18 protein-coding genes and 1 pseudogene are annotated in these 21,080 nt (G+C 67.6%); 5 read left to right on the top strand and 14 right to left on the bottom strand.

Translation table 11 applies throughout. The annotated features are described in order from the left end of the window. Positions 1–135 precede the first annotated feature (135 nt). Complete coding sequence (gene acpA / locus KK7_RS0104560; protein WP_010543464.1) at positions 136–1,677, bottom strand: acid phosphatase; 1,542 nt, start codon at positions 1,675–1,677, stop codon at positions 136–138. 418 nt (positions 1,678–2,095) lie between these two features. Here acpA and KK7_RS21465 point away from each other — a divergent pair, with 418 nt between their 5' ends. Together KK7_RS21465 and KK7_RS0104550 are read left to right on the top strand one after the other, a co-directional pair. Next, entirely contained in the window at positions 2,096–2,719 is a 624-nt protein-coding gene (locus tag KK7_RS21465) for a DUF1826 domain-containing protein (protein ID WP_010543463.1), read from the top strand. Next, positions 2,716–3,864, top strand: a complete 1,149-nt coding sequence (locus KK7_RS0104550; RefSeq protein ID WP_010543462.1) for a CobW family GTP-binding protein — start codon at positions 2,716–2,718, stop codon at positions 3,862–3,864. The genes KK7_RS21465 and KK7_RS0104550 overlap by 4 nt, the downstream gene beginning before the upstream one ends. A 418-nt stretch (positions 3,865–4,282) precedes the next feature. Here the strand turns inward: KK7_RS0104550 and KK7_RS23335 are convergent. After that, a pseudogene (locus tag KK7_RS23335) lies at positions 4,283–4,591 on the bottom strand (M1 family peptidase); the annotation flags it as partial. A gap of 1,376 nt (positions 4,592–5,967) precedes the next feature. Between KK7_RS23335 and KK7_RS0104540 the strand changes: the two are divergent. Beyond that, complete coding sequence (locus tag KK7_RS0104540; RefSeq protein WP_010543460.1) at positions 5,968–6,243, top strand: metal/formaldehyde-sensitive transcriptional repressor; 276 nt, start codon at positions 5,968–5,970, stop codon at positions 6,241–6,243. Positions 6,244–6,252: 9 nt separating this feature from the next. Beyond that, complete coding sequence (dmeF, locus tag KK7_RS0104535; RefSeq protein WP_010543459.1) at positions 6,253–7,179, top strand: CDF family Co(II)/Ni(II) efflux transporter DmeF; 927 nt, start codon at positions 6,253–6,255, stop codon at positions 7,177–7,179. Here dmeF and KK7_RS0104530 read toward each other — a convergent pair. The 12 genes from KK7_RS0104530 to KK7_RS0104470 all read right to left on the bottom strand — a co-directional run bounded on the left by KK7_RS0104530 (position 7,088) and on the right by KK7_RS0104470 (position 19,671). Beyond that, complete coding sequence (locus KK7_RS0104530) at positions 7,088–8,599, bottom strand: PepSY domain-containing protein (RefSeq protein ID WP_010543458.1); 1,512 nt, start codon at positions 8,597–8,599, stop codon at positions 7,088–7,090. The two genes, dmeF and KK7_RS0104530, sit on opposite strands and share 92 nt — an antisense overlap. A gap of 7 nt (positions 8,600–8,606) precedes the next feature. Continuing rightward, a complete protein-coding gene (locus KK7_RS0104525) occupies positions 8,607–10,775 on the bottom strand; it encodes a TonB-dependent receptor (protein ID WP_010543457.1) in 2,169 nt (722 codons plus the stop codon). 35 nt (positions 10,776–10,810) lie between these two features. After that, positions 10,811–11,605: a HoxN/HupN/NixA family nickel/cobalt transporter gene (locus tag KK7_RS0104520; protein WP_010543456.1), complete on the bottom strand. Its 795-nt coding sequence runs from the start codon at positions 11,603–11,605 to the stop codon at positions 10,811–10,813. Beyond that, positions 11,602–11,799, bottom strand: a complete 198-nt coding sequence (locus KK7_RS0104515) for a DUF1289 domain-containing protein (RefSeq protein ID WP_010543455.1) — start codon at positions 11,797–11,799, stop codon at positions 11,602–11,604. Before KK7_RS0104515 ends, KK7_RS0104520 begins: the two co-directional genes overlap by 4 nt. Continuing rightward, a complete protein-coding gene (locus KK7_RS0104510; protein WP_010543454.1) occupies positions 11,796–12,827 on the bottom strand; it encodes a WD40 repeat domain-containing protein in 1,032 nt (343 codons plus the stop codon). Before KK7_RS0104510 ends, KK7_RS0104515 begins: the two co-directional genes overlap by 4 nt. Next, positions 12,827–13,801: a CobW family GTP-binding protein gene (locus KK7_RS0104505; RefSeq protein ID WP_010543453.1), complete on the bottom strand. Its 975-nt coding sequence runs from the start codon at positions 13,799–13,801 to the stop codon at positions 12,827–12,829. Before KK7_RS0104505 ends, KK7_RS0104510 begins: the two co-directional genes overlap by 1 nt. A gap of 671 nt (positions 13,802–14,472) precedes the next feature. Next, positions 14,473–15,834, bottom strand: a complete 1,362-nt coding sequence (locus KK7_RS0104500) for a B12-binding domain-containing radical SAM protein (RefSeq protein ID WP_010543452.1) — start codon at positions 15,832–15,834, stop codon at positions 14,473–14,475. Beyond that, positions 15,831–16,238, bottom strand: coding sequence for a diacylglycerol kinase family protein (locus KK7_RS0104495; RefSeq protein ID WP_202798663.1), 408 nt, complete (start codon positions 16,236–16,238; stop codon positions 15,831–15,833). The genes KK7_RS0104500 and KK7_RS0104495 overlap by 4 nt, the downstream gene beginning before the upstream one ends. Positions 16,239–16,520: 282 nt before the next feature. Continuing rightward, a complete protein-coding gene (locus tag KK7_RS0104485) occupies positions 16,521–16,874 on the bottom strand; it encodes a transcriptional regulator (protein WP_010543449.1) in 354 nt (117 codons plus the stop codon). Then, positions 16,867–17,475, bottom strand: a complete 609-nt coding sequence (locus KK7_RS0104480) for a hypothetical protein (protein WP_010543448.1) — start codon at positions 17,473–17,475, stop codon at positions 16,867–16,869. Before KK7_RS0104480 ends, KK7_RS0104485 begins: the two co-directional genes overlap by 8 nt. 458 nt (positions 17,476–17,933) lie before the next feature. Next, positions 17,934–19,145, bottom strand: a complete 1,212-nt coding sequence (locus tag KK7_RS21460) for a sensor histidine kinase (protein WP_010543447.1) — start codon at positions 19,143–19,145, stop codon at positions 17,934–17,936. Continuing rightward, the gene (locus KK7_RS0104470) at positions 19,138–19,671 is read right to left on the bottom strand and encodes a response regulator (RefSeq protein ID WP_010543446.1); all 534 of its coding nucleotides are present in this window, start codon (positions 19,669–19,671) and stop codon (positions 19,138–19,140) included. The genes KK7_RS21460 and KK7_RS0104470 overlap by 8 nt, the downstream gene beginning before the upstream one ends. Before the next feature lie 152 nt (positions 19,672–19,823). Here KK7_RS0104470 and KK7_RS0104465 point away from each other — a divergent pair, with 152 nt between their 5' ends. Continuing rightward, positions 19,824–21,077, top strand: coding sequence for an efflux RND transporter periplasmic adaptor subunit (locus tag KK7_RS0104465; protein WP_010543445.1), 1,254 nt, complete (start codon positions 19,824–19,826; stop codon positions 21,075–21,077). Positions 21,078–21,080 lie beyond the last annotated feature (3 nt).

Here is a 21,080-nt window from a genome sequence, read left to right as displayed (position 1 = left end):
GACCCGCAGCCATGGCCGCTGCGCCAGAGGCGAGCGGCTGCGGAGAGGCGCGCATGCAGGGTCCAATGCTGTTGGTCGAGCAGGGATCCTAGCGGGGGACTGTGAATGATACAATGTATCCTTTCGGTCGCCCGCTTAGCCGATGGTGAGCGCGCCGGTAAGGTCGCCCGGCGCCGGTCCGCCCGCAGCCATCATGGCGCGTTCGCGCTCCACCAGACCAGGCAGCGGGGGCAGGCCGAAACGCCGCGTGAGAAAGCGTGCAATCGAACCGGTGTCGTAGACGCTATGGTCGACATGGCCGCGCTTGGCGAAGGGGGAGACGATCACCGCCGGGATGCGGGTGCCCGGGCCCCAGCGATCGCCCTTGGGCGGGGGCACATGGTCCCACCAGCCGCCATTCTCGTCGAAGGTGATGACGACGAGCATCTTGTGCCATTGCGGGCTGCGGCGCAGCGCATCGACCACCACCGCGATATGCTGGTCGCCGGCCTCCACGTCGGAATAGCCGGCATGCATGTTGAGATTGCTCTGCGGCTTGTAGAAGCTCACCGCGGGCAGGGTGCCGGTCGCCACGTCAGCGAGGAAGTGATTGGTGCGCGGCGTCTCGCCTTCGCCGGCATCGCGCAGATGCTTGGCGCGCGCCGCCGTGCCGGGCGCGAACTGCTCGAAATAGTTGAGCGGCTGGTGGTGCGGCTGGAAATTGGGGCGGCTGGGAAAGCTGCCGTCGTTCGCATGCCCCGCCAGCGCGGCCGCCCAGCCGCCGGCATACCAGGCCCAGGACACGCCCTTGGCGGAAAGCAGGTCGCCGATCGTCGCGTGGCGCTGCGGCACCATCGTCTTGGCGTCGCTCCAATCGGCATAGCCGGGCCGTTCGGGATCGAGCTGGTAGGTCGGCGCATAGGGCGGCAGCATCGTGTTGACCGACCAGAAATCCGGGGTGAGCGAACTGGGGACGAAATCGGGCGGCCCGTCCAGCGCGCTCCTGGGCGAATTCGGCTTCAGCTTGAGGCGAATGCCGGTCGGGTCATCACCCTCCACCTGCGCGATGCGGCCGCGGGCCGGGCTCTTGTCCGCATCGGGATAGAAGGGCGGACGCGCCGCGACCAGATATTGGTGGTTGATATAGGAGCCGCCGAACGCGCCCATGAAGAAGCGGTCGCACAGCGTGAACTCGCGCGCGATCTGCCACAGGCGCAGCTTTGCGGAGGCCTCGCCATAATGGCCCATCACCAGCGCGCCGCTGTCTCCCCAGGCGACGAAGCCGTCGTTTCGGCCGCCGTTGATCTGCAACTGGTTCTGGTAAAAGGCGTGGACCAGGTCGCGGGTCACCACGCCGTGCGGCAGCGGGTCGCCTTCCGGGGTCGCCAGCGCGAAGGGTGCGTTGGCGAGCGGCGGCAGATCGTCCGGACCGATCTTGTAGCGGCGATGCTCGACCACCTGCTCGTCGGGCACCATGCCCTCCCAGATCTTGGGCAGCGCCTTCAGCACCGATCCGTCGCGATCGCGCTGGGCGGTGCGGGCAGGGGGCGCCGCCGCGAGCGGATCGGCGAGGCCGGGAAAGCCGGCGAACAGATTGTTGAAGCTGCGGTTCTCGGCATAGATCACGACGACGGTCTCGATCTCGGCCAATGCGCCCGTGCCGCGCCCGGCGGTTTCGGACGGCGCTGTCGCCAGCATCGCGGCAACGCCTGCCGCGCCGAGCAGGCTACGCCGCTGCGGATTGGCGACCCTATCGGCGGCAGGTTCGGGGGCGTGGGAATCGTCGTCGTATATGGTCCATTCTCCGGCCCGCCGCCTGCGGCGTGGCGGGCCGCGGGTGACAATATTTTGTTACGCCCGTTTTTCGGCCTTTCGATCGCCGGTCGGCGCCCGAGGTTTCCCCTCTGACCACAGCTTGAGCCGCAACGCCTTTGCTGCTAGGGATGATACATCATATCATTCCATAAGGTCGTTTGGTGGCTTTTATCAACTCTGCCGGTCCCGCCCCCGCATCGATGCAATCCTTGAAGCCCCCATGCGGCTCGCCCGGTGGGTGCCCGCGGATCGGGGACCACCGGGCGCTTCCCGAAGCCGGGATGGGCCGGGAAACGGCAGCATGATCGCCGCGATGGAGACGTCCTCCCCGGCACCCGCCGTTGCGGTCGAGCGGGGCCATCCCGCTGTGCTCGACGCGGTGACGCGACCGGAGGTGCAACTGGCGGTGTGGAACCGCGCGTTGCCGCTCGCGCTCGCCTGGCTGCCGCAGCTCGACTGGGCGAAGATCGACGATCTGGATTTCACGACGACGCTGGAAACGCTGGAGGCGGACGTCGCCGAGGGGCTGGCAGAAGCGGGATACCCGGCGGGCGCCCGCGGCGATGCGCTGGCCGAGGAAATCGCCGGCCATGCCCGCCGCTTCGCCGCGATCCAGAAGATCGATGCGGTCGCCATCCGGCTCGAGGTGATCGAAACCGATGCTTGCCGCAAATTCCACGCCGATCATGTGACGGCCCGGCTGCTCACCACCCTGGTGGGATCGGGCACGCAGTGGATCCATGGCGACGCCGGTCCCGATACGCCGATCCGTCAGATGCGGACGGGCGATGTCGCCATCTTCAAGGGCCGGCTTGCCACCGAAATCCAGGGAATCCTCCACCGCTCGCCGCCGATCGGCGATACGGGCGAAACGCGCCTGCTGCTCGCGATGGACCCGGCCCCCGCACCGGGCCTGCCCGAATGAGCGGCGTGGTGGCGGGCGAAGCGGCGTTGATCCCGGTCAGCGTGCTCACCGGGTTCCTCGGCAGCGGCAAGACGACGCTGCTCAATCATCTGGTGCGGATGCCGGAGCTGCGCCGGGCACTGGTGATTATCAATGAGTTCGGTGCGGTCGGCCTCGACCATGACCTGATCGCGCGGTCCAACGAGGACATGGTCGTCGAGATGATGGGCGGTTGCCTGTGCTGCACCATCCGCGGCGACCTGCGCGCCACGCTGCGCGACGCGCCCTGGCGGTTCGCCCGGGAAGGGCGCTGCTGGTTCGACCGGGTCGTCATCGAGACGACGGGCCTAGCCGATCCGGCGCCGATCCTGCACACGCTGATGACCGATCCGCAGCTGCGCACGCTCTACCGGCTGGACGGGGTGATCACCACGGTGGACGCGTTCAACGGCATGGCGACGCTCGACAGCCAGGAAGAGGCGGTACGCCAGGCCGCGGTCGCGGATCGCATCGTGCTTACCAAGATCGATCTCCTGTCCAGCGACGCGCGGCGCGAGATCGAGACGCGGCTGCGCGCGATCAACCCGGCGGCGCCGATCGTGCCGGTGCTCCACGGCGTGGTCGAGGCCGACCGGCTGTTCGATGCCGGGCTGTACAATCCGGAGACCAAGAGCCACGACGTGCAGCGCTGGCTGCAGGCGGAGGCCTATGACACTGCACACGGGCATGGTGACCACGACCACCATCACCATCATCACCATCACGACGTGAACCGCCACGACGATCGCATCCGCGCGACCTGCCTGACCTTCGATGCGCCGCTGCGTGCCGAGGCATTCGAGCGCTGGATCGACATCCTGACCAGCCTGAAGGGCGCGGACATCCTGCGGGTGAAGGGCATCGTGCATCTGCGCGATCACCCCAGGCCGGTGGTGGTGCATGGGGTACAGCATCTCTTCCACCCGCCGGTGGAACTGGACGACTGGCGCTCCGAGGACCGCCGCACGCGCCTGGTGTTCATCACCCGTGACATTACCGCGGATCAGTTGCGCGGTACCTTGGCGCTGATGACGATCGGGCTCGATCGCTTCGGACTGCAGGGACTGGTGGAGCAGATCCCGGCGCCTGGGGTTCCAGGCGGCATGATAGGGGGCGGCTGGGCCTGACGGAAGCCGCCCCGTCGCGCTCCGCTATCGCGCCGCGTTGTTGCTCCGGTCGCGGTCGGGATCGATTTCCGCCCGCACGACTCGCTGCGGCCCGGGTACGTACACATCGGTGCTGGTTGTGCGGATCCAGGTTTCGACCGGCAAGGCGATGTCGCGCTTGGAACCGTCGGCGAAGCTGACGCGCAGCGTGGCCGGCATCACCATTGGATCGCGGTTCTCCACCGTCACCAGCGAGCCTGCACCGCCGCGTGCCGGGATGATCCGGGTGACCGCCTGGTCGAGCGTCCAATTGTGGACATACCAGCCGCGCCACCACCAGCTGAGGTCCTCGCCGCTGGCATCTTCCATCGCGCGGAAGAAGTCGGCGGGGCTTGGGCTGCTTGAACGCCCAGGCGGCAATGAACCGGCGGAAGGCCGGATCGAACCGCTCGGGGCCGAGAATCTGCTCGCGCAGCAGGGTGAGGCCCAGCGCCGATTTGAAATAGGTGACGGCGTGGCGGTATTTCTCGGTTACCGTGTCGGCGCGCGAGAGGATCGGCGGCGCGTTTGGATCGGCGAGCCCCGGCAGGACCTCGTCCACCGGATTGCCGCCGCCTTCGGCATATTCGCTGTCGCGCTTCGGCCCATATTCGCCGTGGTTGAAGGCATCGGATTCGTATACGTCGATGAAGGTGTTGAAGCCCTCGTCCATCCAGGCGTCCCGCCGCTCGTCGAAGCCTACGATCATCGGGAACCAGCTATGGCCGATCTCGTGCGCGGTGATCCAGAACAGCTCCTTGCCGCTGTCCTCGATCCCGTCGAAGACAATGCCGGGATATTCCATGCCCGTCGCGATGCCGGCGACGTTGACGGCGTTGGGCCAGGGATAGGGATACCATCGGCGCGAGAACTCCTCGACCGCGTGCTTCAGATATTCGGTCGAGCGGCCCCATTTGTCGCGGCCCTGGCTTTCCGCCGGATAGACCGACATGGCCAGCCCGGTCTTGCCGCCGGGCAGGTTCATCCGCGCCGCATCCCAGGCGAAGGCGGACGAGGCGGCGAAGGCGACATCGCGGCTGTTCTCCATGCGGAAATGCCAGGCCAGCGTGCCGTCCTGGCGGGGGCGATAGGGCAGGGTGCCGATTTCGCCCGGCGCGATCACCTCCACCGTCGCATCGCTGGTCCGCGCCTTGGCGAGCCGCGCGCGCTGGGGGGCGGTGAGCACGTGCTGCGGGTTCTGCAACTCGCCCGATCCCGCCACGATCATGCTGGCGGGCAGCGTCACCCAATAGTCGAAGTCGCCATAGTCGAGGTGGAATTCCTGGGCGAGATAGGGGAGCGGATCCCAGCCGCGCAAATCGTCATAGACCGCCATGCGCGGATACCATTGCGCGATGTTGTAGACCTCGGCGTCGCGTGCCTTGCCCCAGGCCATACGACCGCCCCATTCGCCGGGAATGGTGAAATGGTAGCGGATGCGCAGGCTCAGCTTGCCATGCGGTGGCAAGGCCGCCGGCAACGGCACTTGCATGCGGGTGTCCGAAATCAGCGGCGTCACTGCGATCGTCTTGCCGCCGGACAGCAGCTCGACCGCCTCGATCACCATGCCGTCGGTGGTGCCGCCGGGCACGCGCCCGCTCGCCGTAGCCCCGCGCGACCCCGGTCGGTAGAGATTCTGGTCGAGCTGGAGCCATAGCGCGTCGAGCCGGTCGGGGCTGTTGTTGGTGTAGGTGATCGTCGCGGTTCCGCTGACGCGCTTGGCGGCCGGATCGAGCGTCGCGTGGATCTGGTAATCCGACCGGTTCTGCCAATAGCCGGGCCCCGGCAGCCCGTTCGCGCCGCGGACGGTGTTGGCCGCGCTGGGCAGCGCGAGCGGCGCGAACGCCGTAGCGGGATCGTAGCGGGATCGTAGCGCGTCTGCGCGGTCGCGGGCAGGGCAGGGCAGGGCAGCGAGGGCGAGCGCCCCGGCGAGAGGATAGGCCAGATGTTTCAGGGGAAGGCACCGTTTGTGTCGTGGCGCAAGCATAGGAAGAAGTGCCGCAGCGTCCACTGCTTTGGGGCGGTGGAACAGAGGGCGGTTGGCCCCTTGCAGTCGGCACCGCTATAGGGGTAGGGGGTACCCCTATGAGTCATTTGACCGATGCCAGCCCCGAACTGATCGCGCGCGTGCGTCGGATCGCCGGCCAAGTCGCCGCCGTGGAGCGCGAACTCGTCGCCGGTGCGCCGTGCGGCAAGGTGCTCCACTTGGTGGCGGCGGTGCGGGGCGCGGTGAACGGGCTGGTCGACGAGATCATCGCCGAGCATCTCGAAGCGCATGTCGCGGGGGCGGGACTGACCGACGAGGCGCGTGCCCAGGGCGCTGCCGACCTGCTGGCGGTGATCCGCCGCTACTCCAAATAGGATGCTGCCATGCTGACGGCCTCGAACGCTACCGCGCTGACCCATAGCCACGATTTCCTCGGTGCCGCGCATGACGCGAATGCGCGGCGTACCCAGTGGGTGGTCCTGCTCACTGCCGTGATGATGGTGGGGGAGATCGCCGCGGGCTATGCCACCGGCTCGATGGCACTGCTTGCGGACGGCTTCCATATGGCGACGCATGCGGGCGCGCTGTCGGTGGCGGCGGGGGCCTATGCCTTTGCCCGGCGCCATGCCGCGAGCGGGCGGTTCAGCTTCGGCACCGGCAAGGTCGGCGATCTCGCGGGCTTCGCCTCGGCGCTGGTGCTGGGTCTCGTCGCGGCCGGGATCGCGGGCGAGTCCGCCTGGCGGCTGTTCCAGCCGACGCATGTCGATTTCGGCACGGCGACCTGGATCGCAGTGCTTGGCCTGCTGATCAATCTTGCCAGCGCGCTGCTGTTGAGCGGCGGGCATCACCACCATCACGACCATGATCACGGGCACGCCCATGACCGTGACCATCACGGGCATCATCACGATAATAATATGCGCGCCGCCTATATGCATGTGCTGGCCGATGCGCTGACCTCCATCCTCGCGATCGCGGCGTTGCTCGCGGGACGCTATCTCGGCTGGCTTTGGATGGATGCGGCGATGGGGCTGGTCGGCGCCGTGGTCATCGCGCGCTGGTCGTGGAGCCTGTTGCGCGATACCGCCGCCATGCTGCTGGACGCGACCGACGCCCCTGTCGCGGAAGAAGTGCGCGCGCTGGTCGAGGCGCCGGGCGACGCCCGGATCACCGATCTGCACGTCTGGCGCGTCGGCCCCGAGGCGCGGGCGGCGATCGTCAGCGTCGCGGGCGTTGCGAATGCGGAGCTGGTCCGCCAGCGCCTCGCGCCCGTCCACGAGCTCGCCCATCTGACGATCGAGATGCGCTGACGCGCAGGCGTCGCCAGCCGAGCACCACACCGGTGATGCTGAACAGGAATCCTGCTGCGAGCGGGAGTAGCAGCAGGAGGCGGCGCAGCGCGGGCCGTGTCACCAGGCCCGGTACGTTGCCGGTGTGCAGCGCGTAATAGACCCAGGCATAGGCCGCGCGGCTGGAGTCCATCACCGTCAGCAGGCGGCCGCTATTGCCGTCGACATAAAGGTCCGGACCGGCGGCGCCCGACGGGATCCGCCAGGCCGAGCGCGGCCAGCCTTCGGCCAGCGCATAGGTCGCATCGGGATCGACCGGCAGGATGCTTGTCGCCGATGCCTGTGGCCAGCTGGCGGCTATCCCACGCAGCACCAAAGCGCGCATCGCAGCGTCGTCGATCCGGCGTCCCGCACCGTCGACCCGTTCGACGCTGCCGTCTGTGGCGAAACGGGTGAGTACGGGGCGGCACGCGAGGGCGGTGACGCTGATCTCGGATATCGCTCCGCCGGCCAGTCGGGTGGCATCCACCTGGCGGAGCGCCTGCGCCAGCGGGCAACCGGCATAGGCCTGCGCCTGCGCGGGCGTCGGCATCCCGCGCGAGAACAGGCGGCCATGGTCCATCGACAGCCAGCCGCTGACGATCCAGCCGAGCACGAACACGCCTGCGCCGAGCCCGAGCAGATGGTGCCAGCGCAGCCATGGGCCGCGAAAGAAGGTCAGGCGCGGCGGATGGAGGCGCCGTGCCGTGAGCATGCGCACGATACCCAGGACCATGCCCGCGATCGCGACGAGCATGCAGACCAGCGACAGCCACCAGACGCTGGCATCCCAGGCGCGCCAGTCCTTGCGCAGCGGCGTCACATAGACCCAGTGGAGCACCGCCCCCGGCCAGTTCCATGCGCGTTCGCTGCGGCGGGTACGCTGGAGAACCTCGCCAGACCGCGCCGACAGATAGAGCTGGGTCCCCTGTGCGTCGTTCGCATCGAGGCGGTAGAAAGGACGCGCCGGATCGAACCGGTTGTGGACCACCCACTGGTCATAGGCGAACGGCCCGGCGGCGCTTGCCCCAGGGCCGAAGATCCGGCGCGCCTCGGCAAGCGCCTGCGCGGACGAGAGCGGCGGGAGGGGTGTACCCGTCCTCGCATCCATGGCCCGCAAGACGCCGTCGCCTTCTACGACATAGGCGGGGCGTCCGGCGCGCTGGACCAGCCGCAACGTCTCGGCACCCGGAACCGCCACTGCCACCGGCGCGGGCGCGACCAGGTCCGCGTCCGGCACGATCGGTGCCTGCAGTTCGATCTGCGCGGCATGCGGCAGCGACGGGAAGGGCTGGAACAGCATCACCGCGCCGCTGGCGAACCAGGCGGCGAAGATCAGGCAGGTGGCGACCCCGATCCAGCGGTGGAACCAGACCAGCGCTTCCAGCAGGCGCGCGGCCACGTGCGTCTTAGAAGCGGGCAAGCAGGCTCACCTCGGCACGGCGTGGTTCCCCCAGCATCACCTGCGCCGGATAATAGATGTCGGCCCATTGCACGAAGCGCTTGTTCCAGACGTTGTTGACCCGCCCGGTCAGCGACAGGCGCGGGGTGAGCGCCCAGGTCGCATAGACGATGCCGGTCGCATAGGGGCGCAGCACGAGGGTGTTGGCGGTGTTGCCGAAGCGTTCGCCGACGAACTTCACGCCGCCACCCGCTTCCAGCGGCAGACCGGCAATCTTCTGGACGCTGGTCCAGACATTGGCCGTCCAGTCCGGCACGTTCGGCGGCCGGTTGCCCGATGCCGCGACGCCGTAGTTGGGATCGACGAAGTCGCCGTAGCGGGCATCGACATAGGTGCCGCTCGCGGTGACCGCCCAGTGCGGCGTCAGCCGCGCCTCGCCCGAAAGCTCGATGCCGCGCGAACGCTGGCGGCCGATATTGCTCACCGTGTCGATCGCGACCTGGGTCAGGATGTTGCGGCGTTCGATGTCATAGGCCGCCAGCGTCAATGATGCGTGGCCGCCGAGCAGCGATGCCTTCACGCCCGCCTCGACCTGTCGCGAATTGGACAGCGCGAAATTCTGGCCGGCATTGACCAGGAAGATGTTCGAGCCGACCGGATCCTGCCCGGTACTGTAGGACGCATACGCCGTTACCGCCGGCGTCACGTCGTAGACGAGGCCGGCGCGCCAGTTGAACGGCTTGTAGACGCGGCGGAAGCTGGAACCCGCGGCGAAGCTGCCGTCGAGATTGAAGTTCTCGCGCGTCAGGTACAGCCGCTCGGCGCGAAGGCCGGTGACGAGCTTGAGCCTGGCCGTCAGGTCGAGCGCGTCCTCGGCGAACAGCGCGATCTGATCCCAGCGGGTCGGGCTCACCCGCCGGTCGAGCGGGCCGAAGCTGCCGCGTACCGGCCGTAGCAGGTCGACGCTGTCGCCGTCCGGGAAGCCGCGGCTGCGGACGAAATCGAGATGGCTGTAGTCGAAGCCGATCACCAGCTTGTTCGACAGCCCGGCCAGCTGGTGGCGGAAGGTCGCGCTGCCCTGATCGCCCACCAGATCCTGCCGGTGGAAGACGAAGAAGCGGTCGCGATCGATGCGGCCGGTGCCGGCATTGTAGACGAAGTTCTCCGCGTTGATCCATTGGCGGTCGGCGTGGAAATAATAGGCGGTGTTGGTAAGCGTCACCGCATCCGAGGGCGACCAGGTGACGGCAAGCCGCGGCCAGACCTGCCAGCTGTTCGCCCGGCTGTCCGCGACATTGTAGTTGACGAAGCGGGTGCGGCGATCGACCACCGCGCCGCTCGCGCTGGTGAGGATGCCGGGGATCGGATCTGTCGCCGCGCTGGCGGGGAGGAGCGGGGTGCCGAAATAGGTCGACAGCCGATCGCGCAGATAGTCGACGCTGAGTTCGACCGAGAGCGTGCTCGACGGGCGGTAGAGCAGCCCGCCCGTCGCGTTGAACGAATGCGGACCGGTATCGTCGACATAGCCGCTCGAGCGATGGTAGCTCGCATCGACCCGTGCGGCGAGCGTGTCGCTCAGCACGCGGTTGCCGCCCAGGCCGAGGCTGACCGTGTCGAAGTCGCCATAGGAAGCTAGCGCCTGGCCGCTATTGCTCTCAAAATCCGGGCGCTTGTTGACGATGTTGACCGCGCCGCCGACCGCACCCTGGCCGTAAAGCACCGAGCCGGGGCCCTTCAGCACGTCGATGCTCGCCAAATTGAAGCTGTTGCCCGGCCGGTTGGTCATGTTGGCCGGGCCCAGATACAGGCCATTGTGCAGGATGGTGATCTGCTCGCCGGTGAAGCCGCGCATCGAGAAGAGCGACGGATCGCCCGGCGACCCGCCGGAGGTGATGCCCGGCAGGCTGTCCGTCGCTTCCTCTACCGTGCGGAAGCCGCGCGTCAGCATCTCGTCGGAACCGATCCGGTCGAGCGTCGCGGGGGTGTCGCGGATGGATAAATCTAGCCGGCTGCCGGTCGGTACGATCGTATCGAGCTGGCGCAGGCGCCAGCCGGTGACGGTGATCTCGTCGCTCGCGCTACCGGGTGCCGCCTCCTGGGCCAGGGCAGGCGTTGCGGCGGTGGCGGCGAGCGCAAGCAGCGCCGTGCGCGGCAGGCGCCGCAGAGTCATGGTCATGTCGAAATCCCCCGTTGGAGCTCTGTGATTTGCGCTCAGGCGCGCGTTCCTGCCGTTGACCGCCAGCGGCTGGCAAGCAGCAGGAGAATGATCGTTGCAGCGGCGGCGACACCGATAGCGGTGAATGCGCCATCGGAAAGGGCGACGGCCAGCCCCGCCAGCTCGGCCAGCGCATAGCCGGCGGTGCCGAAGCTGAGTGCCACCACCATCCAGCCGACCGCGCGGCGATAGCGCTGCACGGTCGCGGTCGTACGGCCATGGGTGCGCAGCAGCCGGGCGACGATCTGGCTGTCGATCGTATCGGCCAGCATCATGCCGATGGCGAAGGTCGCGGCGATCACCAGCGCGGCCGTGGTACCGCCTTTCGCCGTTGCCGCGGCGCCCCAGGCCGCCGCCTGGGTGGCGGTATCGAACACCAGCCCGAAGATCGCCCCGATCGCGATCACCGCCAGCGGATGGGTGCTGTTGCGCAGCCGCTTCGGCACCAGCGCGCTTCGCCAGCCGACCGGCGTGTAGCGCGCTTGGGTCCGCAAGCCACGCAGGTTGAGGGTCCCCACGATCAGCAGCAGGCCGATCACCGCGAGGTCGATCATGGGTGCGGTCCAGGCGGGCAGCACGAAGGCGCCCGCTGCCAGCGATACCCCGATGGAGACGGCGGCGACCGACAGGCTGTGTCCCAGCGCGAACAGCGTGCCGATCCACTGCGCCAGTCGCGGCCGGATCTCGACGGCGCGAAACACGATGTTGTCGATCACCGCGACATGGTCGGGATCGAGGCCATGCCGGAGGCCGAGCACGAAGACCAGCCAGAGGGCGGAGAACTCGATCATGACTCGTCCTCGATCACGCGCGCGCCGCGCGCGTCGAGCTTGGCCAGCCGCGCCGGCAGGGCCTTGCCGATCGCCAGCAGGCGCGGGCGGGGCGCCTTCTTCCATTCGCGGCACTCGGGCAGCGTGCGCCCGCAGGCGACGCACCAGCCGGTACGGCCGTCGAACCGACAGACGTTGATGCACGGGCTCTTCATGCGTGCGCATCCATCGCGAGCAGGCCGATGCGCCCATCCTCTCCGCCCCAGCCCAGCCGCGTGCCGGCATCGTTCCAGGCGAGGACCGTGATCGATGCGCCCTCCGTATCGAGCAGCAGCGTGTGCTCGTCCGCCAGGCGGGCGAGCGCCACCACGCCGTCGGCGTAGCCGACTGCCAGCACGTCGTCCTTCGGGTGGAACGCGAGTTGCGTCACCAGCGCGCCCGTGCGCTCAGCCCGCAGCAGCGGTGGCTTGCCCATCGGTCCGTCCTTGCCGTCGAACGGCCACAGGATTGCGGCCGCATCGCCGCTGGTGGCGAGCCATTTGCCCTTGCGATCCCAGGAAAAGCTGCGCGTCTTGGCGCTGAAGCCGCCCATCCGCATGTCGCGCAGATCGGCGAGGCGCCAGCCATGCAGCCCGGTTTCCTGCAGCGCCGTAAGGAGGAAGCGGCCCTCGGGTTGCAGCGTGCAGGCGAGATGCGAGCCCGTCCAGGCCAACGCCACGCGGCCGCTATCGGGATTGGTGCCGTAGAGCAGGGTCGCGCCATTGTAATGCGCGATCGCCAGCCGCTTGCCTTTCGCATCGAGTGCCAGTCCCCCGATCGTTGAACCGACGGCGTAGCGATGTGACGGCGCGCTCGCCGCTGTGGTCCAGCAAATCGCTTCCTTGCCAACCCCTGCGACCAGAAGGCCGGAAGCGGGGCTCGCCACCAGATGCTCCACCCATTTGCGTGCGAAGGCGCCGAGTTCCGCTACCTCTCCAGCGGGCGACACGCGGCACACGCGTCCATCATCGCCACCGGTGACGATGGCGGCCCCGTCGGGATCTCGGCAGGCGGCAAGGATCGCGCCGGCATGGACTGGCACCGCCTCCGGATCCGCGCCGTCGCCGATCCAGCACACGCTGCCGTCACCCAACGCCACGGCAGCGGCGGTATCGAGCCAGAGCAGCGCGGTAGGCGCCGCATCGAGCGCGACATGGCGCCCATAGCGATCGATCAGCGCGGGCTCTGCTGTTGCCACCAGCATCAGGCCGCCCGCGCCGCGCAGTCGTCGAACCCCGCCTGGAGCGCTGCCGGATCGAGATTGCGGCCGATGAACACCAGGCGGCTCGTGCGTGGCTCCTCCGGCTTCCATTCGCGCTGGTAATTGCCGTCCAGCAGCATGTGGACGCCCTGGACGACATAGCGCTGTTCCTCACCGGGGAAGGCAAGCACGCCCTTCAGGCGCAGAATGTCCTGGCCCTGCGCGGCAGTCAGCGTGCGCAGCCACGGCATGAACAGCTCCGGCCGGATCGGTGCTTCCGAACGCAGCGACACGGAAGTGATCGCGTCGTCATGCTCGTGATCGTCTTCGGACAGGAAGTCGGGTTCGATGTCGAGGATGCGATCGAGATCGAAGGCGCCGCGCTCGAGCACGGCCTCCAAAGGAACGACGCAGTTCTGCGTTTCGTGCAGCGTCGCCTGGCCGTTGATCGAGCGGATGCGGTGGCGTACCTGCGCGAGGTCCCCGGCATCGACCAGGTCGGTCTTGTTGAGCAGGATCACGTCGGCAAAGGCGATCTGTTCTTCCGCCTCGTGGCTGTCCTCCAGCCGCAGGAGGATATGGCGGGCATCGACCACCGTGACGATCGCATCCAGGCTCGCCCGGGCGCGGACGTCGTCGTCAACGAAGAAGGTCTGCGCCACCGGCGCGGGATCGGCGAGGCCGGTCGTTTCGATTACGATGGCGTCGAACGTGCCCCTGCGCTTCATCAGCCCTTCGATGATGCGGATGAGGTCGCCGCGGACGGTGCAGCAGATGCACCCGTTGTTCATTTCGAACACTTCCTCATCGGCGTCGACGATCAGGTCGTTGTCGATGCCGATCTCGCCGAACTCGTTGACGATCACCGCATAGCGGCGGCCGTGGTTCTCGCTGAGAATGCGGTTGAGCAGCGTGGTCTTGCCCGCGCCGAGATAGCCGGTGAGCACGGTGACGGGAATGGTGGGGGAGGATGCCATAACTGCTCGCATGATATAATGTATCATGCCGATATTGCGGATATCGTCGCGGGAATCAACTGGTTCCGGTGCAAAGCCCTAAGGCGCGGCCGCAGGACTGGTCGCGCCAGTGCCGCAGTCGCACGTATGATGCGGTGCAGACCATGGTGGAGCGCTCCGGGGCAAGTCTGCGCCGCACTGTTGGTCGGGAGAAGAGCCTGGCTCGGGCCCGATCTGGCATCTGGTGACGCTCGCGGCGAAGGTATCCCTTTCAGATCGCTCCCAGGGTGGGTGGATGATGTCAGGACGTCTCACGCCTGCGGCGTGACCGCGCTCGCACGCCGCTGGCGCGGCGCCGAGTCGGCGTGGCCGTCTCGGCCCTTCGGGTTTTGATCGCGGACGCAGGCGCCGATCCTGCGGATCGGCGGCCGACAGGTGCCGGCAGCGGAACGCGGGTGCGATGCGCGCTCTGGCGCACGCCTGTGGCGACACCAACCACAGGATGGGCGTGGCGAAAAGGACAATCACGAAAAGGCCGAAGCCGCGGGTGATCGCAGCGGCATCTATCAGGACCATCGCCAGCGTGGCCGCCAGCACTTCCGGCCCGAGCCATGGCTGCCCGCGCCAAGTCGCAATGGCGCGTCTCATGCTGATTTGATTTGCTGCGAATGCGCAGGCGTGTGCGGCCGGTGCTAAGTGACGCGGGAGAGGACGGCCTCCAGCAGCGGCGTCATTGCCCCGAGTTGGCGCGCCTTGATGCACAGGTCCCACAGCGGTTCGAACTTCTTCCAGCCGGCGGCGTAGAACAAGTGCTTCGCGCGGTGCTTTGTATTGTCGTGCGCCGCTGCGGCGCGCACGATGTTCGACCAGCCGTAGAAGTCGCGATAGGCGCGATCATAGCCGGCCTTGAGCGCCTCGGGACTGAGGCGCGCGGGGCGATAGACGACGTGGCGCGTGTCGTAGTGGTCCCAGTCACGGCTGGTGATCCGGCCCGCGACGGCGAGCTGCTGGTAAAGGCGGGTGCCCGGGTAGGGCGTTTGAATGTGGAAGGTCGAGGTCGTGATTCCGTGGCGTACCGCCCAGTCGACCGTGCGGCTGAACACGTCGGGCCCATCTTCGTCCATGCCGAACACGAAGGATCCGTTGATCATGATGCCGAGGTTGGAGAGCCGACGGGCGACCTCGGCATAATCCTTCGCCAGGTTCTGTTTCTTGTTGCTGGCGCGAAGGTTCTCCGGGCTGAACGTCTCGAAGCCGACGAAGAGGCTGCGCAGGCCTGCCTCGGCCGCGCGTTCGATCAGGTCGCCGCGGAGGACGCTGTCTACCGTCGCTGCGCCTTGGAACAGGCGGTTCATGCCACGCATCCCCTCGAACAACCCTTCCGCGAAACGCCGGTCGCCGAGCAGGTGGTCGTCGAGGAAATAGAGGTGGCGCCCGGGCAGCCGGTCGATTTCTGCAAGAGCCTCGTCCACGCGCTGGGTGTAGAAGGAGCGGCCGCCGGCGAAGAACGCATCCTTGTAGCAGAAGTCGCAATGCTGGGGGCAGCCGCGCGTGACGACGATCGAGTTGGGGACGAGGTAGCGCTCGCGCTTGATGAGGTCGCGGCGTACGGGCGGCAGGCCGTGGATCGTCCGGCCCGTCGCCGATCTATAGCGCGGGCGCGGGCAGCCCGCGCGGAAATCGTCGAGGAACTGCGGGAAGGTTTGTTCGCCCGGGCCGATGAAGACGCTGTCGGCATGGGGTGCGGCCTCGTCGGGGAGGGCGGTAACGTGCAGTCCGCCCAACGCGACGTAGCAGCCCTTGGCGCGATATTCATCGGCAAGCGCATAGGCGCGGTAGGCGTTGGTGATGTACACTTGGATCACGACGAGATCGGGCGCATCGTCGGTGGTGAGCCGTTCAACATGATCGTCGACGAGCTCGACCTCGTCGTCGGGCGAGAGAAATGCCGCCAGCGTCGCCAGTCCCAGCGGCGGGAACAGCGAATATTTGATCGGGCGCCAGAACGGGCTCTTCGCTTCAGTGAGCGCGGGCAGGATCATCTTTACCTTCACGAACAGCGCTCCAGCAGGTGTGGCAGGAAGGTGATCGCGCCGATCAGCGCGGCGGCGATCGCGGCGATCAGGACGGCGCCGGCGGCTATGTCCTTGACGCGGCCGATCACCGCGTCGAAGCCGGGGTGCACGTGGTCACACAGACCTTCGACCGCAGTGTTGATCGCTTCTGCGCACCAGACGAGCGCCGCCGCCAGGATCAGCCACCGCCAGTCCGACGCATCGAGGCGAAGGATCAGCCCGGCGGCGGCGACCGCCAGCGTCGCAGCTAGGTGGATCCAGGCGTTGTGTTCGCGGCCCACGAGTTCGCGCACACCGCGGGCCGCGTAGCCGAAGCTGGACAGGCGAGCGCGCGCGGTAAAGACGCGGAGCCTAGTCGGGCCGCCGTTGGCAGGGCTGCCCACGTCAGACCACGGGGCTCAAAAGCAGCACGATTGGCCCGGTAAGGGTCAGTTCGAGCCTGGCCATCCCATCCGCGTCCGTCCGGCAGAACTGCCTTGCCCTATCCCCCAACAAGTAATGCCGATTGGGCGAAAGGCCGGTGACCCGCAGAACCCCGGTCCGGGGGTACCCATCCGCCTCGACCAGCGCCGCGAGAACCCCGGCATGTTCCTGCCGTTGACGGACGGTCAGCGGGGCGGAAGTTAAACTTTGCGATACAAAGCTTATAGGCAAATGAACGCGCTTCATGCCGGTTCCTCGTTCAAGCCCCGGCCGACAGCGCCGACGCGCGATGCCTTTCGGAGCACGTCTTGAAGTACCTCCAGATACTCAGCGAACCGGAGGCGCCCCGCGTCCGTCAGCTGGCAGCGGGTGAGAGGGCGTTTGCCCGTATAGCCCTTGTCCAGCGTGACCAGGCCAGCCTCTTCCAGCACCGCAAGGTGCCGGTTGAGGTTGCCGTCGGTCAGCCCGCACAGCGCCTTGAGTTCGGAGAAGCCGAGTCCATCAACGTGTCCGGCAAGCGAGGTGACAATGCCGAGCCGCGCACGCTCGTGAAACAGGCGGTCTAGCCCCGCATAGGCATAGGGTGCTTCAGCCACCGTACCGGCGCGCCTGGCGGAGGGTGACAGCGACGAGCAACTGGCCGACCCCGAACGGCACGCCCATCATCCAGGGAGTCGGCACGCCGGACTGGCCCGCGAGGACCAGCGTCACCGAGCCACAGGCAAAGTACCAGCCCGCGGGCCACACGATTGCCGGCGGTAGTGTGCTGACTGCGCTGAAGCCGATCAGCGCGATCAGCAATTGCCAAAGACCCGGAAGGATCCAGATCGCTTCGGGCGTGCTTCTCGCGATCACGAACGTGATCATCGCGCCGGCAGCGCCGAAGGGGAGCAGCAGCCGAAGCGTGCTCGCGATCAGCAGGTCGGCGAGCCCGCCATGCATCCGACGCGCACGCTCCAGCGCGTCTACCGCGATCAGCCCGGTTGCGATGCCGGCAGCGGCAACCCAAGCGACGACGTACGGGACGCCGGCGCCGCCAAAGCGGCTGGGTGCAACAGTCTGTGCCGCTGCAAGCGTGAGAGCGAGCAAGCCCGTCATTGCTACCGCCTGCGGGGTCAGCCCGCGAAAGCGGGTACTGGCGGCAAAGCGATCCTGAATGAAGGCTAGCTCGGATAGGGCTCGATCAAGTTCGGTCACGACAGCTCCAACTTTGCATTGCAAAGTACTTTGCTTAGAAGCGCCGTCAAGGCCTATCCTCACCGCCTGGATCCCACAATTTGATCGGTATGCGATTTGCGCAACCAAGCATCTTAACAGCTCGCACAATGCTGTCACGAGCTCGGCAGTCACGTTTGGGCAGACTATAGACGTAGGGGGATGTTATCGCCCATATCACTCAAAGCTCACTCTCAAATCTGAGGTCAATTGGGCGCCTGCTCGCGCGGATTCGAAGCGCGGTATTCCCCTGCGGTCGCAGACGTCCGCAGGTGAATATTTGACGTATATTTGACGAGTTTCGCTCTGAGGACGCTAAGCCGTTGAAAAATGGCGCACCCGAGGTGAAAGCGCTGGGCACTCAGATCATTGGGAAATTGTGGTCGAATGCGCCTGTCGCGGGCGGAAAATCGCTGGCCCATCGACCGATCGCGGTACGTTCAATGCGCCGACGGTTCGCCGTCCGCCGCAGGGATACGAAGTTCAAAGCACGCCCCTTCGTCCGATGGGACAGCCATTAGAGTCGCGTGATGCGCGGCGGCGATCTGGCGGGAAAGCGACAGGCCGATCCCGGAGCCGCCTTCCTTGGTCGTGAAAAAGGGCACGAAGATCTCGTCGATCCGGTCCACCGGAACGCCGGGTCCGTTGTCGCGCACGCGGAGGATCGTTTCCGTCTTCTCTGTCGTCAACTCGATGGTGATCCGCGGCGAGGGTTGGCCCCGCACAGCCTCGGCGGCGTTCTGGAGAAGATTGGCGAGCGCCCGCTCCAGCAATTCCGGGTCCGCCGTGATACGCGCTGGCTTGGCCGGCAGGGACAGGCGGATGCTGGTGCCCTCCAGCACGGACATCGCCGATTGCGCCACGTCCGTCACCAGCACCGAGAGGTCGAACACCTCCGGTACCGGCCTCGGCAGGTCGCCGAGCTGTCGATAGCGCTCGACGAAGCCGAGCAGATGCGTGGCACGGCGTTCGATCGTGGCGAGCGCACGCGCGGTCTGGGGAGGGTGATCGGGCAGGGCGGTGAGACTTTCGGTAAGCGAGACGATCGGCGCGAGCGCGTTCATCATCTCGTGGGTCAGCACGCGCGTCATGGCGTGCCACGCCTCGATCTCGACCGCGTCCAGCTCGCCTGCCACCCATTGCAGCGACAGGAAGCGCTGCGGCGCTGCTCCCGGCGCGGTAAAGCTGCCGCACCAGGCGAGAAGGTTGCGGCCATCCCTCGCACGCACCAGGCGTCGCGCACCGGCGGGCAGTGCCTGAAGGATCGAGATCGTCCCCGGATCGAGCGCGGCCACATCCTCCAGCCGCGAGACCATGGCGCCCGCCATCCGCCGGGCAGCCCGGTTGCACCGGACGATCCGGCCTCGCGCGTCGAGCACGAAGAGCGCGGTCGCCACGGCGTCGAGCAGCGCGCGCAACTGGTCCGCTTCGCGTGCATCCTCTGCGGTCGCGGGACGTGCCTGTATGGTGGTCCGCCGTGTCATCCCTACGCACAGATCGGCAAGGGCAAGGAATGCGACGATCAGCAGCAGGGCGATGGTGGCGATGTGATGCGAGGGCAGCAGCTGGATCGCGCCCCACACCGCCGCGCCTGCAATGACCAGACGCCAGCCGATGGCGGAGACAAGCGGATAGGCGGCCAGGCTATCCATCGCGGGCGAGTCGGCGGTACAGCGCCTGCCGGGTGAGCCCCAGCGATGCCGCAGCGCGGCTGATATTGCCTTCGTGGCGCTGGAGGGCTTCGGCGATGGTGGATTGCTCCACGGCGGCAAGTGTCGGGGAACGGCGCCGCGCCTCGGTGCGAGCGACGGCGTCGCGCACGGCGGCGATCAACTGGGCATTGCGCCAGGGTTTGAGCAGGAAATCGTCGCCGCCTTGCTTCATCGCCTGCACCGCAAGGCTCACGCCGCCATAGGCGGTGAGGAACACCACGCCGAGAGCAGGATCGGCGCCGCGCAGGTCGGCGAGGGCAGCCAGGCCTGCTGCGCCGTCCCGAGCGCCTGCGAGAAAGTTCATGTCGAGCAACACCGCATCGTAGCGGCACTCCCGCACCCTTTGCGCAGCTTCGGCGGGCGAGGTGGCTTCGTCGCAGCCGTTCACATGGGGCGCCAGCGCCAGCGCCGCCGCTTGGCGAACGTCGGGATCGTCGTCGACGATGAGGATGCGGGCGTCGTTCATCGGCGCCGATGGTAGGTGCAGCCGCCAGCCGCGCGCAACTGTACGAATCCGGACGCTATCGGCGCGCGGGCGGGGTTTTTCGTCGACTAAGTGGCTGCCGGTGCGTGTTTTTTCTTGTGGGCCTCAGCGGATATGATGGCGTGGTGCCGCCCATGGACCATCCGATCGCCACGCCCTGGTGGCAGCGCCCGCGCCGGAGCAGCTGGATGGCTGCCCTCGCGATGCTGGCCTTGCTGGTCGGTATCGCCGCGCTGGTGCATGGGGCGGGCGCCCGGACACTCACCGTCGCCGCCGGCACGGTGACGCTCGCCACGGCGCGGGTCGAGCTGTTTCGCGATGTCGTCGCGGTCCATGGCACGCTGCAGCCGCGCGAGATCCTCTATCTGGACGCAGTTTCCGGCGGGCAGGTCGCCCGGATCTTCGCGCAGCCCGGCGACCGTGTGACGGCGGGGCAGCCGCTGGTCGCGTTCCGCAACGCGCAACTCGTGCGGGACGTGCTCGACAATGCCGGGCGTCTCGTCGAATCCATCACCCAGGTGCAAAGCTTCGAAACCCAGCTCGAGACCAACCGCGCGACCAACGACAAGACCCTGACCGAACTCGCGGCCAGTGTCGCGACGCTGGAGGCGAAGGCCGCGCGCATCGATGCGCTCACCGCGCGCGGCTTCTATCCCAGGGGCGACGCCGAGGCGCTGCACATCGATCTCGCGCGCTATCGCCGCCTCCTGGCGGTGCAGCAGGCCACCAACCAGCGCCAGGAGCGGCTGCGCGCAGCCCAGCTCCCCCGCCTGCGCAGCGAGCAGGAGAGCCTCAGCCGCAGCCTCGATGCGACGCATGCCCAGCTCGATGACCTGATCGTCCGGGCGCCGGTGACCGGCACGCTCACCCAGATCGACCTCAAGCCGGGGCAGAACCGCAATCGCGGGGATCGGCTGGCCGAAATCACCAGCGATGCCGGTTTTCGCGTGGTTGCCGAGATCGACGAATATTATCTGCCGCGGGTCCGTGCCGGGCTGGACGCCGCGTTGGCCTTTGGCGGGCGGAGTCTCGCCGGGCGCGTCACCCGCGTGCGCCCGGAGGTGAAGAACGGCGCATTCACCGTCGAGATCGACTTCCTGGGCGCGCAGCCGAGCGGCGCCACCCCCGGCGCAGCGATCGACGGCGAGCTGACGCTCGGGCTGGATCGCCGCGCGCTGGTGCTGCCCGCCGGCGCCGCCGCGCAGGGGGACGGCGACCTGTTCGTGCTTGCGCCCGATGGCCGCAGTGCCCGGCGCACTCCGGTGCGCTTCGGTCGCCGCAGTCCCCGGCAGGTCGAGATCCTCGCAGGCCTGAAGGCGGGGCAGCGCGCCATCGTTTCGGATACTTCCAACTGGTCGCGGATCGACCGCGTCCTCCTTACCGACTGAGGC

It is taken from the genome of Sphingomonas elodea ATCC 31461, assembly GCF_000226955.1.
Classification (GTDB): domain Bacteria; phylum Pseudomonadota; class Alphaproteobacteria; order Sphingomonadales; family Sphingomonadaceae; genus Sphingomonas; species Sphingomonas elodea.
Note: the sequence above shows the minus strand (reverse complement) of the source record. Positions and strands in the feature narration are given on the sequence as shown.

Excerpts from the sequence above, each read along its gene's own strand:
- KK7_RS0104525 (WP_010543457.1), bottom strand. The coding sequence starts at position 10,775 with ATGACCATGACTCTGCGGCGCCTGCCGCGCACGGCGCTGCTTGCGCTC.
- KK7_RS0104465 (WP_010543445.1), top strand. The coding sequence starts at position 19,824 with ATGGACCATCCGATCGCCACGCCCTGGTGGCAGCGCCCGCGCCGGAGC.
- KK7_RS0104515 (WP_010543455.1), bottom strand. The coding sequence starts at position 11,799 with ATGAAGAGCCCGTGCATCAACGTCTGTCGGTTCGACGGCCGTACCGGC.
- acpA (WP_010543464.1), bottom strand. The coding sequence starts at position 1,677 with ATGCTGGCGACAGCGCCGTCCGAAACCGCCGGGCGCGGCACGGGCGCA.
- KK7_RS0104550 (WP_010543462.1), top strand. The coding sequence starts at position 2,716 with ATGAGCGGCGTGGTGGCGGGCGAAGCGGCGTTGATCCCGGTCAGCGTG.
- KK7_RS0104470 (WP_010543446.1), bottom strand. The coding sequence starts at position 19,671 with ATGAACGACGCCCGCATCCTCATCGTCGACGACGATCCCGACGTTCGC.
- KK7_RS0104510 (WP_010543454.1), bottom strand. The coding sequence starts at position 12,827 with ATGCTGGTGGCAACAGCAGAGCCCGCGCTGATCGATCGCTATGGGCGC.
- KK7_RS0104520 (WP_010543456.1), bottom strand. The coding sequence starts at position 11,605 with ATGATCGAGTTCTCCGCCCTCTGGCTGGTCTTCGTGCTCGGCCTCCGG.
- dmeF (WP_010543459.1), top strand. The coding sequence starts at position 6,253 with ATGCTGACGGCCTCGAACGCTACCGCGCTGACCCATAGCCACGATTTC.
- KK7_RS21465 (WP_010543463.1), top strand. The coding sequence starts at position 2,096 with ATGATCGCCGCGATGGAGACGTCCTCCCCGGCACCCGCCGTTGCGGTC.
- KK7_RS0104540 (WP_010543460.1), top strand. The coding sequence starts at position 5,968 with ATGAGTCATTTGACCGATGCCAGCCCCGAACTGATCGCGCGCGTGCGT.
- KK7_RS21460 (WP_010543447.1), bottom strand. The coding sequence starts at position 19,145 with ATGGATAGCCTGGCCGCCTATCCGCTTGTCTCCGCCATCGGCTGGCGT.
- KK7_RS0104505 (WP_010543453.1), bottom strand. The coding sequence starts at position 13,801 with ATGGCATCCTCCCCCACCATTCCCGTCACCGTGCTCACCGGCTATCTC.